Genomic DNA, 16343 nt, shown 5'->3' with positions numbered 1-16343 from the left:
ATTCATGATTTTTGCTGAGTCCAATTAAAATTCAGCTAAATCCCTTGCCGCTTTTTCTACCTTGTCCGGATTCATCATAAAGAATTTTTCCATCGTAGGAGCATACGGCATCGCAGGTACATCAGGCGCCGCCAGACGTTTGATAGGTGCATCTAATTCAAACAAGCAATGTTCTGCAATAATCGCAGACACTTCACTCATTATACTGCCTTCCAAATTATCTTCTGTCACCAACAGCACTTTTCCTGTTTTGGAAGCCGCTTCAATAATTGCTTCTTTATCTAGCGGATACACCGTACGCAAATCTAAAATATGAACAGAAATACCGTCATCCGCTAATCGTTCTGCAGCTTGCAGGGCAAAGTGGACACATAAACCATACGTTATGATCGTCAAATCTTCTCCTTCGCGCTTACAATCTGCTTTGCCGATCGGTAGCACGTACTCTTCATCCGGCACTTCCCCTTTAATTAATCGATACGCGCGTTTATGCTCGAAAAATAATACCGGATCTTCGTCACGCACGGCGGCTTTCAGCAATCCTTTCGCATCGTACGGAGTGGAAGGGATGACAATTTTCAATCCTGGAGTAGAAGCAAACATCGATTCAACCGACTGCGAATGATATAGCGCTCCATGGACTCCTCCACCAAATGGCGCACGAATGACAAGCGGACAAGACCAATCATTATTCGAACGATAACGAATTTTCGCCGCTTCAGAAACGATTTGGTTGACCGCTGGCATAATAAAATCCGCAAACTGCATTTCAGCAATCGGACGCATCCCATACATTGCCGCACCAATCGCGACCCCTGCAATAGCAGATTCCGCAAGCGGTGTATCGAGCGAACGGTATTCCCCGAACTGATCGTATAAGCCGATCGTCGCTTTAAATACGCCGCCTTTACGCCCCACATCTTCACCCAGCACGAATACTTGATCATCGCGCTCCATTTCTTCTCTCATCGCCATATTGATTGCATCTATAAATGAACGAACGGCCATTATGCTTCGCCTCCTTCTTCATCATACACATGTCGCAATGCATGTTCAGGACGTGCATAAGGAGCCAACTCTGCATATTCAGTCGCTTCATCAACTAATAATTTCACGCGTTCTTCGATTTCATTTTGCAGCTCATCCGTTAATACATCCTGCTCTTGCAAGTACTGAATGAATGTCAGTAATGGATCGAGTTTCTTTTCCTGCTCCAGTTCTTCCGCATCTCGATACAAGCGCTGGTCATCGTCAGAAGAGTGGGCAGTTAATCGATAACAAACCGCTTCGACTAACGTTGGACCCTCTCCGCCTCTCGCACGATCTGCCGCTTCTTTCACCGCTTCATAGACAGTTAATGGATCGGTGCCGTCAACCGTGACACCTGGCATTCCATAGCCAATAGCACGATCGGATACGTGCTCACACGCGATTTGTTTGTCGACTGGAACGGAAATCGCATATTTATTGTTTTCCACCATAATAACAGTCGGCAATTTATGCACACCAGCGAAGTTCATCCCTTCATGGAAGTCTCCTTGATTGGAAGAGCCTTCTCCAAGCGTGACGAATGTGATGAAATCTTCTTTATTCATTTTGGCAGCAAGTGCAACACCGACTGCATGCGGTAATTGTGTGGTGACGGGAGAAGATCCTGTAATAATACGGTTTTTTCGCTGTCCGAAATGTCCAGGCATTTGGCGCCCGCCCGAGTTCGGATCTTCAGCTTTCGCGAAAGCCGACAGCATCAACTCTTTCGGTGTCATGCCAAAGTGCAAAACAATCCCCATATCCCGATAATACGGTGCGATCCAATCTTTTTCATTATCCAGCGCAAAAGCCGCGCCTACTTGTGCCGCTTCTTGTCCTTGACATGAAATAACGAACGGAATTTTGCCCGCACGGTTAAGCAGCCACATCCGTTCATCTAAACGACGGGCCATCAACATCTTTTCATACATTTGCAACACATCTTCATCTGTCAATCCTAATTCAATATGTCGATTGTTCAAAACCATTTCCTCCTTTACATGTGAATGGCGAGTCCTTCTACTGCCAACGCCGCTTCACCGAACGCTTCTGATAATGTAGGGTGGGGATGTATCATAGAAGAAACTTCCCAAGGAATCGCATTCATGACCATCGCTAATCCCGCTTCTGAGATGAGGTCCGTGACGTGCGCCCCCATCATATGAACACCGAGAATATCGTTGGTTTGCTGATCCGTAACGAGTTTCACGAAACCATCCGCATGACCATTCACCAATGCCTTGCCATTTGCTTGGAAAGGGAATTTCCCGATCTTCACTTCATAGCCTTGATCGCGTGCTTGCTGTTCCGTTAATCCTACAGCAGCGGTTTCAGGATAGGAGTAGACGCACCGGGGAACCATCTCATAATCAATCGGTTCGACTTTACGTCCTGCCATATGTTCCACCGCGTGAAGTCCTTCATGCTCCGCCACATGAGCGAGTTGAAGACCGCCGATCACATCACCAATCGCATAAATATGATCGTCTTTCGTCTGATAGGTTTTGTTCGTCTGAATGAAACCGTTTTCCACTTGAATTTCCGTATTCGCCAAACCGATATCATCGACTACTGCCGAACGTCCGACAGAAACGAGAATCTTATCACTACTAATCGAATGTGTCGCTCCGTCTACTGTATACGAAATCGTCACCGTCTCGGCTTTTTCAAGAGATTCCGTATCAATCGCAGCCCCTAAAATAAACGTGACACCGCGCTTTTCCAATGCTTTCTTCATCGCAACGGACACTTCACGATCTTCCGTCGGTAAAATATGATCCAATCGATCAAGCACTGTCACGTTCACACCAAAATCAGTCAGCATGGAAGCCCATTCGATGCCGATCACACCTGCCCCTATAATTGTCATGGAAGATGGAAGCGCATTCATAACTAAAGCTCCATCAGAAGACAGCACGTGCGTTTCATCCAGTTCGAGCCCCGGAAGTGTACGCGGTTTTGAGCCTGTCGCAATTAATAAGTTTTTCAAAATTAATATTTCATTTTCTTCGCCATTGTCCATCTCTACTGAAATCGTGCCTGGCATCGGGGAAAAAATGGACGCACCTAAAATTCTACCCGTTCCGTGGTAGACATCTATTTTTCCTTTTTTCATCAAGCCTTTAATACCAGCATGCAATTGATCGACAATTTGATGTTTTCTCTTTTGCACTTGTGAGAAATCCAATGACACGTCTCCTGTTTTCACACCGAATTCATCTGCTTGTTGTTGAGTGACACGAAATACTTCTGCGCTTTTCAACAATGCTTTACTCGGAATACATCCGTTATGCAGACACGTACCGCCAAGTTTGGATTTTTCAACGATCGCTGTCGTTAAACCGAGTTGTGCCGCGCGAATTGCCGCCACATACCCGCCCGTTCCGCCACCTAAAATTACTAAGTCATATTCTTTACTCAAGCCTAGGACTCCTTCCGTTACACCACTATGTATGCGAAGGCATACAATTGGAATGGTAGGCGTACGCCTACCATTCTGTTTCAATAATTATTTTTTATTGGATAAAATATTTTTTTCTGAACGTAAAAATGTGTTTCTCGTTGCGCTTACACGTGCGATGCGCTCTTCTGCTAGACGATCAGCTGCCAAGTAGGAAGGAATGCCGTCACGTTTAGAAATTGCGAAGATTTTTAGAATCGTATCGTAAATACCTTCCACTCGCTTCAGTGCACGCTCTTTATTGTAGCCGATTAATTCGTCCGCTACGTTGATCACGCCACCTGAATTGATCACGTAGTCCGGTGCGTAGACGATGCCTAGTTCATGCAAACGGTCACCGTGTTCCGGATTTTTCAATTGGTTGTTCGCTGATCCCGCTACTACTTTTACTTTCAATTGTGGAATCGTCTCGTCATTAATGACTGCACCTAATGCACATGGAGCAAAAATGTCCGCGTCTTGTGAATAGATTTCATCCGTAGCGACAGCCGTTGCACCAAATGTATCGACTGCACGCTGCACCGCTTCTTCATTAATATCCGTAACGATCAGCTTCGCGCCTTCTTCATGCAAATATTCACAGAGCGTAAAGGCTACGTTGCCGACCCCTTGAACTGCAATCGTTTTCCCTTTTAGAGAATCATCACCGAATGCTTCTTTCGCCGCGGCTTTCATTCCTTTATAAATTCCAAGCGCTGTAACTGGAGATGGATTGCCGGATGAACCTTCACCGGAAGAAATACCTGTGACATAATCCGTTTCTAAATGGATTAGATCCATGTCGAATTCTGTCGTCCCTACGTCTTCTGCTGTAATGTATCGACCATTCAAGCCTTCTACATAACGACCTAGCGCACGGAACAACTCGTCATTCTTGTCCGTCTTCGGATCCCCGATAATTACTGTTTTACCGCCGCCTAAATTTAACCCAGCTGCCGCGTTTTTATACGTCATGCCTTTTGCTAAGCGCAACGCATCTTCAATCGCTGCCTCTTCACTAGCATACGTCCACATACGCGCACCGCCAAGAGCCGGTCCAAGCGTTGTATCGTGAATCGCGATCACTGCTTTCAATCCAGACGTTTTGTCATGACATAAAACGAGCTGCTCATAATCATGTTCTTCCATATACGTAAATAGTTCCATTCGTACCCCTCCAAATTTTCAAAAGATTAGATAAAGATTAGGTAATGATAAATTACAAAATAGCCATTGTATGTAATTTTAAATTTCTTCTTGCTAGAATGCAACTTTGAAAGTTTTCAGTTTTCTTTCCCGTTCCATTCATCTGTTCTATCTATATCGTACATGATGGCAGAGTCCTTGACAATCTATCATGACGTTGTAAAATTAAATCGATAAGGGGTTGAATGAAATGGCACGTCTTGCTGCGTTTATTGTACTATTGATTCCGGGAATTGCAGCAGCTCTCGGTATAAAATTAATGCGTGACTCGCTCTTCGGACATTTGTTCCAGCCGTTCCCATTTATTTGGTTGCAATTCCTCGGCGGCTTACTACTATTCGTAGCCGGTCTTGGATTTTTCGCAGGCTTCCTATTGCGACGCGACCGAAGAAACGGACGAGCAGCTGATCGATTTAAAAAAGATATGAATAAATAAAGAAAATGCATGAAGCCAACAAACGGTCCTTCATGCATTTTTGACTTCCACATCTCCGTGCGTAACCCTACCCAAACTTCCGTCGTAACCGTTTCGGATAATCCGTAATCCAACCGGTCACTTCAGGACAACTAAGTAAAAATGACTCTTTCCCTGTCACACCATACATTCGCAACGTCTTGCCGCTTGCCGCTAATGCTGACTGATAAGGCTCTCTCCACAAACGCTTATGAAAATGCAACGCGTCGACATCGTAGCTTGGCAAATCCGCCCAATCCACCGTCTTCTTCTTCACTAACAAAGCCGTTTCCATCGCTTCCTCTTCTTCTCGAACGAGCTGCATCGTCTCATAGTCAAAAGAAGACAAATGCACATTGTCCAACCCTTCAACATACTGCAAAATCCGCTGAATGACTTCACGTTGACGATAAACCGTTTGCTTCAGCTCAATATTCAATGCCATCCGGTGCGCAGAACAGAAAGAAACCACGTCAAATAAAAGAGGAATGGAGTGTCCGTACATCCACCGCGACCCGCTTCTTCCTACTTTCATACGCTGTAGTTCCTTCGCTGTTAGTTGATCAATTTGTTGATGGGCACCTGTCAAACGCTGTAAATTCTCATCATGAATGACGAATAACTCTCCATCACTCGACTGTTGAACGTCCAATTCAATGCCGTCCGCACCTTTTCTCACAGCAGCCTTAAACGCACTCATCGTATTTTCCACATGACTGCCCGATGCCCCGCGATGCGCAAATATTTGATTGTCAGACATTCAATACTCCTTCGCTCGTTAGTTCAAATACACCTTGAGTAGAACGGGTTAACATATTCATCTGTTTACCAATTTGAAGAACGACACCTGGGAACGCTTCTTTTGTCACTTCAATCGTTGGCGAAGTAGCGATTTGTACAAGTTGTAGCTTCGTTTTGATCGTCTGGTCTAAGCCCATTATTTGCTGTTGTTTTACTTGCATTGTAGTATGCATTTTATCCAGCAACTCTAGTTGTTCGGCAGAAAGACTAGCTTTCGCCTGTTCCATTTTTTCCAGCGTCAATTTGATTTTCTTCAAATCTTCATGTTCGCCTTTTAATTGTTCCGCCAGTCGTTGGATCGACTCAAGTTCTCCTTCTTTACTGAGCCCTTTCACCGTCAGTTTCGTCAAGCGTTCATTCGTATTTCCAGCATATGCACATTCTATAGAAAATAGTGCTTCAAGTACCCCGCCTATGACTTTTCCTTTGTGGCGATCGATACAAATATGCTCCGCGAAAATTTCAGAACCGAGCGAATAGACACCGACATTCACTTTCTTGCCGTAGATTTTGCAATTGTTCGCATGTTTTACAAAGACATTATTTTTTGCCTGGATGATCGTTTCACCCGCTCCAAACACACCGCCTTTAATGTACACATCGCCTTCTTCCGATTGAATTTCCTTGGCATTCGTGACGCCTTCTTTCCCTTCAATCGAAATGTCCCCCGTCGCATGAACGGAAAATCCCGCCGATACAGTACCATGCACTAAAACCGACCCGTCAAATCGGATAGATCCTGTTTTTGTGCCTACATCACCCGCTATAACGAGTTGTTTTCCGACACTCACAGCACCATGCAGTTCTTCAAGGGATCCGCCGAAAAGCGCCCGCAAGACGATTTTCCCGTCTTCTTCAAATTCACCGACGGATTTTCGGTCATACTGCAACTTTTTATCTTCCCCTTTTTTCGCAGCAATCGGCTCACCGAAAATATTGTAGCCTTCGATTCCTTCTTTTGCGGGAATCTTTTCTCCGAGCCACTCATCTTTCGCGATAGAGGTAACGAAATTCAGTTCATAATGATCCGCTGACCCATCTTCGCGAATGCTCGGTTTACGGTCAGGCATTTCAATATAGGTGATTTTCGCGCTTTCTCCTTGTACCGGTTCTTTCCCTACTGCGATCGGGATAGGATTACTCGGCAAAAACGGCATATTTTCCAACTGCTCTTGGTCGTACTGAATTTCTTTCGCATCCAATAATTCTGCAGCTTGTTTTAGAAAAAGTTCTTTGTCGGATAAGAATTCTTCATTCGTTGCATGAATATACAACTCCGCTTTCATTTTATTCGGTGAAATATAGAGCTCACAAGGGGCAGTGAACACACCTATTTCATGTTCCCCTTCCGTCTGTAAGGCTTTCATCAGTTCTTTGAATGAATGGAGTTTGAGTCTAGGAAATTTAGATGTCAATGCATCAAATGACTTGATAGGAAATCCTGCTTTTTTCGTTTGCATAATAATTTTATTGTCTTTTTCAAACAGATGTAAAAATTCATTTTCTATTAACAACGAGATCCCCCCTATTACTTACTAGTATAAGAGATTATCATCTGTAGAGGATAGTTCTTTATACGGATATGAAGCGTAAATAAGCAATTCCTCACATTTTACGTTGTATTTTGGCAGTTGAAATAGAAAACATGACTATCCTACTAGTGAACTTACTAGTTTGAAAAATCACGACTAGCTATTGATCATATAATTTATCATTCAGTTATTGAAAGTGAGTGAGGCTGACTTTGAGTGTCTTGCGGCTTGTGCTTTAAGACGATACGCTTTCCGGAGGGGACACGGTGGACCTAGAGCATTGCGGGTTACACCTGTCAAATGCAAAGATGTGCTCCTTCTCGCTACGCTTCACTCGCACTGTTTAGCAAGCATAATGCACCATACCCTATTTCTGGACGAACACAGACTGACTTCCCGACACAAACTCAAGGATTCTCCCGGAAGAACCGGCGACTCCTGGAGGATCAGAGCGACAGGCGTAATCGCCAACACACTTTTGGCGAGTCCGCCGCGCTCCCTCAGGAAAGCGTCCGTTTTCTCTCGGGAGAATCCTAACACGTACACTACCTTTACAACTACCCGTCAAGAACATCTCATTTCCAAAAGGCCATTACTTTTTAGAAAATCAACGAGCTTGATGAAAACACTAGAAAAGAGAATCTACTATTCATTCTAACAGGAAAGAAAAAACCAACGACATCTATATTCGCTGGTCTTTCAACTGGTTGTAAACACTATATTAGCTCACCATATGCTCCAAACGAATCTTATCCGCAATCATCGCGATGAACTCACTATTCGTCGGTTTGCTTTTCAAATGATGCACCGTATAGCCGAATGTTTTGGAAATCAAATCATAATTCCCGCGATTCCAAGCAACTTCAATCGCATGTCGAATCGCTCGCTCTACACGAGAAGGTGTCGTATTGTACTTTTTTGCGATATCCGGATACAGTATTTTTGTCACAGACCCTAACAAGTCTACATCGTTATACACCATCGTAATCCCTTCACGTAAAAACGCGTACCCCTTAATATGCGCCGGCACTCCGATCTCTTTAATCATCGACGTAATCGCCGTATCTAACACTTTTTGCGTCACTACCCCTGTCGTCTGCGCGGGTTCTTGAACGATAAATGACTGCGTATTATTTTTCGGCTTACCTGCCACTTTAAATATTTGGCTGACCAAACGCTCGGGTTCAAACGGCTTTAACATAAAATACGAAGCGCCTAAACTCGCTGCCTGAGACATAACGGTTTCCTGACCAAACGCCGTAAGCATCATGATTTGCATGTCCCCCATTGCATTTGTTTCGTTCAAAGTTTCCAGCACCCCGATACCATCCAAATGCGGCATGATAATATCCAATAACAGAATATCCGGACGTTCTTTTTCCAGCATCGACAAACAAATTTGTCCATTATTCGCTGTCCAAATCACATCTACTTGCGGATGTTTCTCAAAATAAGACATCATCGTTTTCACAAGTTCTTTATTATCGTCCACTATTGCAATTTTCACGTTTTCCATTACCCATTCCCCCTGAAATAAAGTCGGCCATTAATTTCTGCCGTACGTTTTGCGTCTTTACATATCGTAAGTTAAATTTTTTGGAATTTCTAGTTTTACTTAGAAGAATAATGAAATTGATACTTCCGACCGACAGTTTCTATGTTTTTCGACTTTTTTCTATTTTCTTCTCGTTGTTGAATTATGTAAGTTCATGTTTTCCTTCCACTTTTTCAATTTGCAAGGAAAATGATTCCATCCATTTTCACAACTGTTTTCATAAAAAGAGAAGCCGTCCAATTTTATTTTCGCACGAAGAAATGAGTATGTTTTCCATCCATCCCTGTTGATTATTCATGTTATGTAGCATTCATTCAATGATTTATTTCAAAGCGAGTTTGACTATGGGGTTTGGATGAAGTGACGCTGACTTAGAAAGTCTTACGGCTTGCGCTTCCAGACGATACGCTTTCGGGACGGGACGCGGTGGACCGTCAAGCGCTGCGGGTTACACCTGTCGTCCTGATCCTCCCGGAGTCGATCGTCTTCCAGCTTCAGCCGAAACTTAGCGTGTGCAAGACAGGTTGATCACTCTTTGTATGTGGTGAAAGACCAACATCAGCTACTATGACTATTTCGATGGACTGAGTGGAACAAGCAATGACTCTATATGTATTCAATCAGGCAATCCAAAGCTTTATCTACACTGTTCAGGAAGTAGAGCTTACCATACTCTATTTCTGGACGAACACAAACTGACTTCCCGACACAAACTCAAGGATTCTCCCGGAAGAACCGGCGACTCCTGGAGGATCAGGACGACAGGCGTAATCGCCAACGCACTTCTGGCGAGTCCGCCACGTCCCCTCAGGAAAGCGTCCGGTTCTGCAGGGAGAATCCTCACACGTACACTCTTTTTCTGCACCACCAAAGGAGAAGTCACTCCCGCCACTCTAACTTCTGGACAAACACAAACTGACTTCCCGACACAAACTCAAGGATTCTCCCGGAAGAACCGGCGACTCCTGGAGGATCAGGACGACAGGCGAAATCGCCAAAGCACTTCTGGCGAGTCCGCCGCGTCCCCTCAGGAAAGCGTCCGGTTCCGCAAGGAGAATCCTCACACGTACACTCTTTTACATAACTACGCAGGCAGAGTCAATAACTAATCATTTTATACAAAATATTCCCAAAAGAAAGAGCCATCACAGAAAATCAGATATCTCTGACGTTCTGGACAGCCCCTTCTTCTACGAACTATTCTCCAACGCTCTATACCTTATCTTTCATGCGTCCGCATCGTCTTCAGAAAAAGCGCCGCGCCTTTTTCTGGCTCGTCCACAAACATATGCGTAATCGCACCGACAAACTTTCCATTCTGGATCACAGGACTACCACTCATACCTTGTAAAATACCGCCTGTTTTCTTCAATAAAATCGGATCCGTTAAGAGAATATGGAATTGCTCTTCTTCAATTTTCGTAATTCGAATCGAAAATTTCTCCACACTCGACCCTTGCACCGTAGTGAAAATTTCTGCAGGACCGATCTTTAACTCCACGGGATGCATAATTTCGAGCGGCTCGGCCAACACTTTATGATAAGCATTTTTCCAACTTCCAAAAATACCATACACATTATTGATCCGAATCGTTCCGAGCAAGTTATTCTGATCAATGATAGACGAAATTTTATAACCAGGAAATCCAGGGGAGCTTTTCTTAATTTGACTAATCTCCGACAAATAAATGGCCCCTTTTTCAAAAGACGGAGCAGTCTGCAACGTACTGTCGATGATTTGGTGACCTAGCGCACCGTACGTCCCTGTCTTCGGATCCACATACGTTAACGTACCCGTACCTTCTGTGCGGTCTTTAAGGAATGGTGTGACACGCTTAATGAGCGACGAATCTGCTTGGAGTGTTTTCTTTTCTCCATTACGCAAAATGTCGAGAGTCATCGTAGCGGGCATTTGTTTTTGAATGGCACGTTCGAAATGGACTAATTGTTTCGTTTCCGCACCATTCAGTCGTTGAATAATATCCCCTTTCTTCAACAAGTGCTGTTGGTCTACGCTGACATCACTCGTCACGTAGATCCCACTTAAATCCATTTGAATACCAATGGAATGTCCCATCGGAATGAGCGATTCTTCTTGGGCATAGCCATTGACAGGCACAAAACAGAGCATCAAGACTACAGCAAAAAACGTTTTAAACGATCGATTCCATCCCATGATTCACCTCCTCAACGAAAGATACTATTGGTATGTCCGTTCGTTGAGAAAGTATGAAAGGGTAAAATAAACAGTAGCCGACTAAGCACTACATACCCTAGATGGAAGTCGATTATTAAAACGTTTGCTTTCGTTGATTGGCTAGCACAAGTAATTCTTTCGCATGTTCTAATGTCAGCGGCGTAATTTCGGCACCTGATAACATACGCGAAAGTTCTTCAGTTCGTTCTTTCTCCATGACATCATGAATGGCAGTCGTTGTCCGTCCATCATGCACTTCTTTTTTGATCAAATAATGATGATCCGCCATCGCAGCGACTTGCGGCAAGTGAGAAATACATAGCACTTGGGAGTGGCTCGATATCATCGCAATTTTTTCTGCGATCGATTGTGCCACCCGTCCGCTGACACCTGTATCTACTTCATCAAAAATGATTGACGTGACACCTTGGTGCTGCGAGAAAATCGTTTTCAGCGCGAGCATCATTCGAGACAATTCGCCGCCTGAAGCTACGCGCGCCAGTGGCTTCAACGGTTCGCCTAAATTCGTGGAAATCATAAATGTCACTTCATCAAAACCCGTCGCATCGAATTGATTTGGTTCTTTTTGCTTAATTTGAACCTTAAATGTCGCTTTATCCATATACAATTGCTTTAGTTGCTCTTCAATTCCTCGTTCAAGACGAAGGGCTGCTTTTTTACGAATTACGGATAATTCATTCGCTTCAATTTCCAAGTCTTTTACGTATTGTGTCAATAATTCTTGGTTTTGATGCAACCGTTCGTCACGATTGACTAATTGATCTAACGCATCCGCAATTTTGTCTCGATACAATAAAATATCTTCTAATGATTTACCATATTTTCGTTTTAACGTCAAAAATAACGCCAAACGTTCTTCTACAAAATTCAAGCGATCCGGATTGAACTCCATGCTGTCAATTAAACGCTTCAAATCATGCGAAACGTCCTGCAATGAATAAAACGACGTGTTGACCGTTTCTGACAACGGCTGCAACTCGGCATCGATTGAAGCAGCTTCCTCCAAGTCACTCATCGCATTGCCGACCCAGTCTAGCCCACGCGACTCCATAGCGATCGCTTCATAAGACGTATTCAATCGATCAAAAATCCGGTGGAAATGCTGAAGTTTTACACGTTCAGACTCCAGTTCCTCTTCTTCCCCGATGACTAAATTCGCCGCATCGATCTCTTCCAATTGAAACTGATATAGATCAATTTTCTGGGCAATCTGTTGCTCATCCTGCGTTTTCGCCGCAATAACTTGCTGTAGTTTCTTATATTTATCGTAAATTTCACTATATGTAGACATCGCACGTTCAATCGGTTCCCCGATAAAAAAGTCCAACAAATGAATATGACGTCGTTCATTCATCAGCTCTTGGTTCTCATGTTGCCCGTGAATGTCGATTAACAACGAACCAATTTCACGTAAAATCGCAATCGTCACTAGCTTACCATTCACACGGCAGACCGATTTTCCGCTCGTATTCAAATCTCTGCGAAGAATAATGACTCCATCTTCGGCTTCAATCCCAAATTCCTCTAAACGCTCCATAACGGACGACTGTGTTTCATCGATAGTGAACATCCCTTGAAGTTCAGCTTTTTTAGAACCATGCCGAATAAATTCTTGTGATCCGCGTCCGCCCGCCAATAATTGAACCGCATCAATGATAATCGACTTTCCGGCACCCGTTTCACCCGTCAATACTGTTAATCCTTCATCAAATGTAATTTCCAATTGCTCGATAATCGCAAAGTTTTTAATAGAAAGTTCACTTAACAAAAATGACTCACCTCACTTATAGCATCGATAATAATCTATCTTTCACATACAGCGTCTTAGACTCTTCGCGGCAAATGATTAAGCACGTATCATCTCCGCAAATCGTTCCAAGCAACTCGTCCCAATCTAAGTTGTCGATTAACGAACCGACAGCCTGTGCATTCCCGGGAAGCGTTTTCAATGTGATAAAATGACTGGCACTGTCAATACCGATAAACGCATCTTCTAGCATTCGCTTTAGCTTTTCTTCCGTATTGTAGCGGTGAACAGGAGGTAGGCTATATTTGTAATTACCTGACGGAGACGGTACTTTTATCAAATGCAACTCTTTAATATCTCTGGAAACAGTCGCTTGTGTCACGTCTACTCCCGCACTTTTTAATGTTTCCACTAATTGGTCTTGTGTTTCAATTTCATTGTTCGTTATAATATCCCGAATGCGAATATGTCGCTGTCCTTTATTCAAATTCATCCACTCCGCTTCCTATGAGTCCTAACATAAAATTATACATACCATACAAAAAACGCGCAACTCTTTGCGCGTTATGTTAACTCATTATGTGCTTGTTTGACTAACTGCTGGAAGTCTTCCGATGCAAAATCCGACACCGGCTCGTCGCTCGATTCCAAATAAAAGAGAAATTCAATATTTCCTTCTCCACCTGTGACAGGGGAATAGGTCGCTCCTTTAACAGAAAACCCTTCAGCAACCGCCATATTCGCGATTTTTTCCAGCACTTCTCTATGGGTGGAAACTTCCCGAACGATTCCCTTTTTACCGACTTTATCTTTTCCCGCTTCAAATTGCGGCTTCACTAAAGCAACGACTTGTCCACCGGAAACGATAATTTTCTTTAATGCCGGTAAAATTAACGATAATGAAATAAATGATACGTCAATCGTTGCCACTTCCGGCATGCCTTCTGTAAACAACTCGACAGTCGCGTGCCGGAAATTCGTGCGTTCCATCACTGTCACTTGTTCGTGTTGACGGATTTTCCAAGCTAACTGATTATACCCGACATCTAGCGCATAACAATGCTTCGCTCCGTTTTGTAGCGCACAATCCGTAAAGCCACCAGTGGAAGCACCGATATCAAGCACAATTTTCTGCTCGACAGAAATCGGAAACACTTCCAATGCTTTCTCCAGCTTCAATCCACCGCGGCTGACGTACTGAATCGCAGGGCCTTTTACAGTCAACGGTGCGTCAACCGCAATTTTCTCCCCTGCCTTTTCTATTCGTGCAGAATCTGAATAGACAAGTCCTGCCATAATGGAACGTTTCGCTTGTTCACGCGATTCCGTTAAGCCGCGTTCCACTAATAAAATGTCTACACGTTCCTTTTTTATCGGTGCATTCATACGGTTTCTCTTTCTGCTGCCTGTGTAATGGCTGCCATCGTTACATCCGTTACATAATCAGGGGTCATGTGAATTTCTTTTAATAATTCATCCACACTGCCATGTTCAACAAATTTATCCGGAATACCGATACGTTCAATAATAGAGGACTGGTGATGAACTTGTTCCGCATACTCCAGCACCGCGCTACCGAAACCGCCCGCAAGAACCGCTTCTTCAATTGTAATGATCGGCTTACCCGCAACAAATAATTCGTCCAATAAATCGGTATCGAGCGGCTTGATGAAACGTGCGTTGACGATCGAGACATCTTTCCCTTGCTTTTTCATCTGCTCTGCTGCTGCAAATGCCATAGGGATTGTCGTTCCGAATGTCAAAATCGTCGCATCACTACCTTCTTTCAACACTTCCCACGTCCCGATCGGAATCGTATGAAGTTCTTCATCCATCGGCACCCCATAGCCGTTACCTCTAGGGAAACGTAAAGCAATCGGACCTTCTGAATACTCCATCGCTGTTTTCACCATATGTTGACCCTCATTTTCATCTTTCGGCATCATAATGACTACATTCGGCATATGACGTAAAAACGCAATATCGTAAATCCCGTGATGTGTCTCGCCATCCGCACCGACTAAGCCAGAACGGTCGATTCCGATGAAGACATTCAACTTTTGACGTGCAATATCATGCAACATTTGGTCGTACGAACGCTGAAGGAATGTAGAATAAATCGCAAGGAACGGTTTCATTCCTGTCGCCGCGAGTCCAGCAGCCATCGTGGTCGCATGCTGTTCAGCAATCCCAACGTCGAAGAATCGATCAGGAAACTCCGCCGCAAATGATTCCAACTTAGAACCGACAGGCATCGCAGGCGTGATCGCAACGATCCGACGATCTTCGCGTGCCAACTTGCGAACTGTTTCAGAAACTAACGCACTCCAAGCTGGACCTTTAGTCGGGGATTTAACGAAATCTCCCGTCTCGATCTTGTAAGGGCCTGTTCCGTGCCACGTACCGATCTTATCCATTTCAGCGGGGCTATAACCTTTCCCTTTTTTCGTAATGACGTGAAGTAAAACCGGACCTTCCATTTTCTTCGCATACTGAAGAGAACGTTCCAATTCGACAAAGTCATGCCCGTCAATCGGACCCAAATACGTAAATCCGAGTTCTTCGAAAAACACCCCATTGACGACTAAATATTTCAAACTGTCTTTTACACGTTCAGCAGCTGTGGCGACTCTACCGCCCACTGCAGGAATTTTACGCAATAAAAACTCCAGTTCATCTTTTACGTTATTGTATTTGCCAGCCGTACGTAATTTTCCAAGGATGGAATGTAGCGCACCGACGTTTGGCGCAATAGACATTTCATTATCATTCAAAATAACCGTAATATCTGTTTTTTCATGACCGATATGATTTAACGCTTCAAGCGCCATTCCACCTGTCAGCGCACCATCGCCGATCACGGGAATGACATAACTTTTTTCTTTTTTTATATCACGCGCAACCGCCATACCCATCGCCGCCGATAAAGAAGTGGAACTATGTCCAGTCTCCCACACATCATGTTCGCTTTCTGCCATTTTCGGGAATCCACTTAATCCTTTATATGTTCTAAGTGAATCGAATTCGCCTGCACGACCTGTCAAAATTTTATGAACATAGGATTGATGTCCGACGTCCCATAAAATTTTATCAGTCGGACTATCAAATGTCCGATGCAATGCAATGGTTAACTCGACGACACCTAGATTCGGGCCGATATGACCACCCGTTACGGATAAATTTTCAATAAGAAAGTGACGAATATCTTGCGCCAATTCCAGTAACTGGTCCTTATCGAGCTCTGTTATAAAAGATGGATTCGTAATCGTTGTAAGATCCATCATGATCACACACCTTCATCAAGTAAGTAATTCGTTCTATTCGTTCGGAACGATCAGTTGAAACACCTTGTATTTTCCAA

Annotated in this window: 13 protein-coding genes; 1 reads left to right on the top strand and 12 read right to left on the bottom strand. The window is 43.9% G+C overall.

The features are described 5' to 3' along the window. Positions 1-24: 24 nt before the first annotated feature. The 4 genes from DV702_RS04635 to DV702_RS04620 all read right to left on the bottom strand — a co-directional run bounded on the left by DV702_RS04635 (position 25) and on the right by DV702_RS04620 (position 4636). Positions 25-1008, bottom strand: a complete 984-nt coding sequence (locus DV702_RS04635) for an alpha-ketoacid dehydrogenase subunit beta (RefSeq protein ID WP_114923695.1) — start codon at positions 1006-1008, stop codon at positions 25-27. Then, positions 1008-2018: a thiamine pyrophosphate-dependent dehydrogenase E1 component subunit alpha gene (locus DV702_RS04630; protein WP_114923694.1), complete on the bottom strand. Its 1011-nt coding sequence runs from the start codon at positions 2016-2018 to the stop codon at positions 1008-1010. Before DV702_RS04630 ends, DV702_RS04635 begins: the two co-directional genes overlap by 1 nt. A gap of 8 nt (positions 2019-2026) precedes the next feature. Next, a complete protein-coding gene (gene lpdA / locus DV702_RS04625; protein WP_114923693.1) occupies positions 2027-3451 on the bottom strand; it encodes a dihydrolipoyl dehydrogenase in 1425 nt (474 codons plus the stop codon). Positions 3452-3538: 87 nt separating this feature from the next. Next, on the bottom strand, positions 3539-4636 hold the full coding sequence (locus DV702_RS04620; protein ID WP_114923692.1) for a Leu/Phe/Val dehydrogenase: 1098 nt from the start codon (positions 4634-4636) through the stop codon (positions 3539-3541). A 229-nt stretch (positions 4637-4865) separates the two neighbouring features. Here DV702_RS04620 and DV702_RS04615 point away from each other — a divergent pair, with 229 nt between their 5' ends. Further along, the gene (locus DV702_RS04615; RefSeq protein WP_114923691.1) at positions 4866-5111 is read left to right on the top strand and encodes a DUF2627 domain-containing protein; all 246 of its coding nucleotides are present in this window, start codon (positions 4866-4868) and stop codon (positions 5109-5111) included. Between the two features lie 67 nt (positions 5112-5178). Here the strand turns inward: DV702_RS04615 and DV702_RS04610 are convergent, their stop codons facing one another. The 8 genes from DV702_RS04610 to dxs all read right to left on the bottom strand — a co-directional run bounded on the left by DV702_RS04610 (position 5179) and on the right by dxs (position 16263). Then, a complete protein-coding gene (locus DV702_RS04610; protein WP_114923690.1) occupies positions 5179-5889 on the bottom strand; it encodes a glycerophosphodiester phosphodiesterase in 711 nt (236 codons plus the stop codon). Further along, positions 5882-7444, bottom strand: a complete 1563-nt coding sequence (locus DV702_RS04605) for a flagellar assembly protein A (protein WP_114923689.1) — start codon at positions 7442-7444, stop codon at positions 5882-5884. The genes DV702_RS04610 and DV702_RS04605 overlap by 8 nt, the downstream gene beginning before the upstream one ends. Before the next feature lie 739 nt (positions 7445-8183). Then, a complete protein-coding gene (gene spo0A, locus DV702_RS04600; RefSeq protein WP_114923688.1) occupies positions 8184-8978 on the bottom strand; it encodes a sporulation transcription factor Spo0A in 795 nt (264 codons plus the stop codon). Positions 8979-10236: 1258 nt separating this feature from the next. Beyond that, entirely contained in the window at positions 10237-11193 is a 957-nt protein-coding gene (locus DV702_RS04595; RefSeq protein ID WP_114923687.1) for a SpoIVB peptidase S55 domain-containing protein, read from the bottom strand. Positions 11194-11308: 115 nt separating this feature from the next. Continuing rightward, complete coding sequence (gene recN, locus DV702_RS04590) at positions 11309-13003, bottom strand: DNA repair protein RecN (RefSeq protein WP_114923686.1); 1695 nt, start codon at positions 13001-13003, stop codon at positions 11309-11311. Positions 13004-13019: 16 nt separating this feature from the next. Further along, positions 13020-13469 carry a transcriptional regulator AhrC/ArgR gene (gene ahrC, locus DV702_RS04585; protein WP_114925836.1) on the bottom strand — a complete coding sequence of 150 codons (450 nt, stop codon included), beginning with the start codon at positions 13467-13469 and terminating at the stop codon, positions 13020-13022. 77 nt (positions 13470-13546) lie between these two features. Next, positions 13547-14368, bottom strand: coding sequence for a TlyA family RNA methyltransferase (locus tag DV702_RS04580; protein WP_114923685.1), 822 nt, complete (start codon positions 14366-14368; stop codon positions 13547-13549). Then, positions 14365-16263, bottom strand: a complete 1899-nt coding sequence (gene dxs, locus DV702_RS04575; protein ID WP_114925835.1) for a 1-deoxy-D-xylulose-5-phosphate synthase — start codon at positions 16261-16263, stop codon at positions 14365-14367. Before dxs ends, DV702_RS04580 begins: the two co-directional genes overlap by 4 nt. Positions 16264-16343: the final 80 nt, after the last annotated feature.

This window comes from Sporosarcina sp. PTS2304 (assembly GCF_003351785.1).
Taxonomy (GTDB): domain Bacteria; phylum Bacillota; class Bacilli; order Bacillales_A; family Planococcaceae; genus Sporosarcina.
Note: the sequence above shows the minus strand (reverse complement) of the source record. Positions and strands in the feature narration are given on the sequence as shown.

Excerpts from the sequence above, each read along its gene's own strand:
- DV702_RS04635 (WP_114923695.1), bottom strand. The coding sequence starts at position 1,008 with ATGGCCGTTCGTTCATTTATAGATGCAATCAATATGGCGATGAGAGAA.
- DV702_RS04630 (WP_114923694.1), bottom strand. The coding sequence starts at position 2,018 with ATGGTTTTGAACAATCGACATATTGAATTAGGATTGACAGATGAAGAT.
- DV702_RS04620 (WP_114923692.1), bottom strand. The coding sequence starts at position 4,636 with ATGGAACTATTTACGTATATGGAAGAACATGATTATGAGCAGCTCGTT.
- DV702_RS04615 (WP_114923691.1), top strand. The coding sequence starts at position 4,866 with ATGGCACGTCTTGCTGCGTTTATTGTACTATTGATTCCGGGAATTGCA.
- DV702_RS04610 (WP_114923690.1), bottom strand. The coding sequence starts at position 5,889 with ATGTCTGACAATCAAATATTTGCGCATCGCGGGGCATCGGGCAGTCAT.
- spo0A (WP_114923688.1), bottom strand. The coding sequence starts at position 8,978 with ATGGAAAACGTGAAAATTGCAATAGTGGACGATAATAAAGAACTTGTG.
- DV702_RS04595 (WP_114923687.1), bottom strand. The coding sequence starts at position 11,193 with ATGGGATGGAATCGATCGTTTAAAACGTTTTTTGCTGTAGTCTTGATG.
- DV702_RS04580 (WP_114923685.1), bottom strand. The coding sequence starts at position 14,368 with ATGAATGCACCGATAAAAAAGGAACGTGTAGACATTTTATTAGTGGAA.
- dxs (WP_114925835.1), bottom strand. The coding sequence starts at position 16,263 with ATGGATCTTACAACGATTACGAATCCATCTTTTATAACAGAGCTCGAT.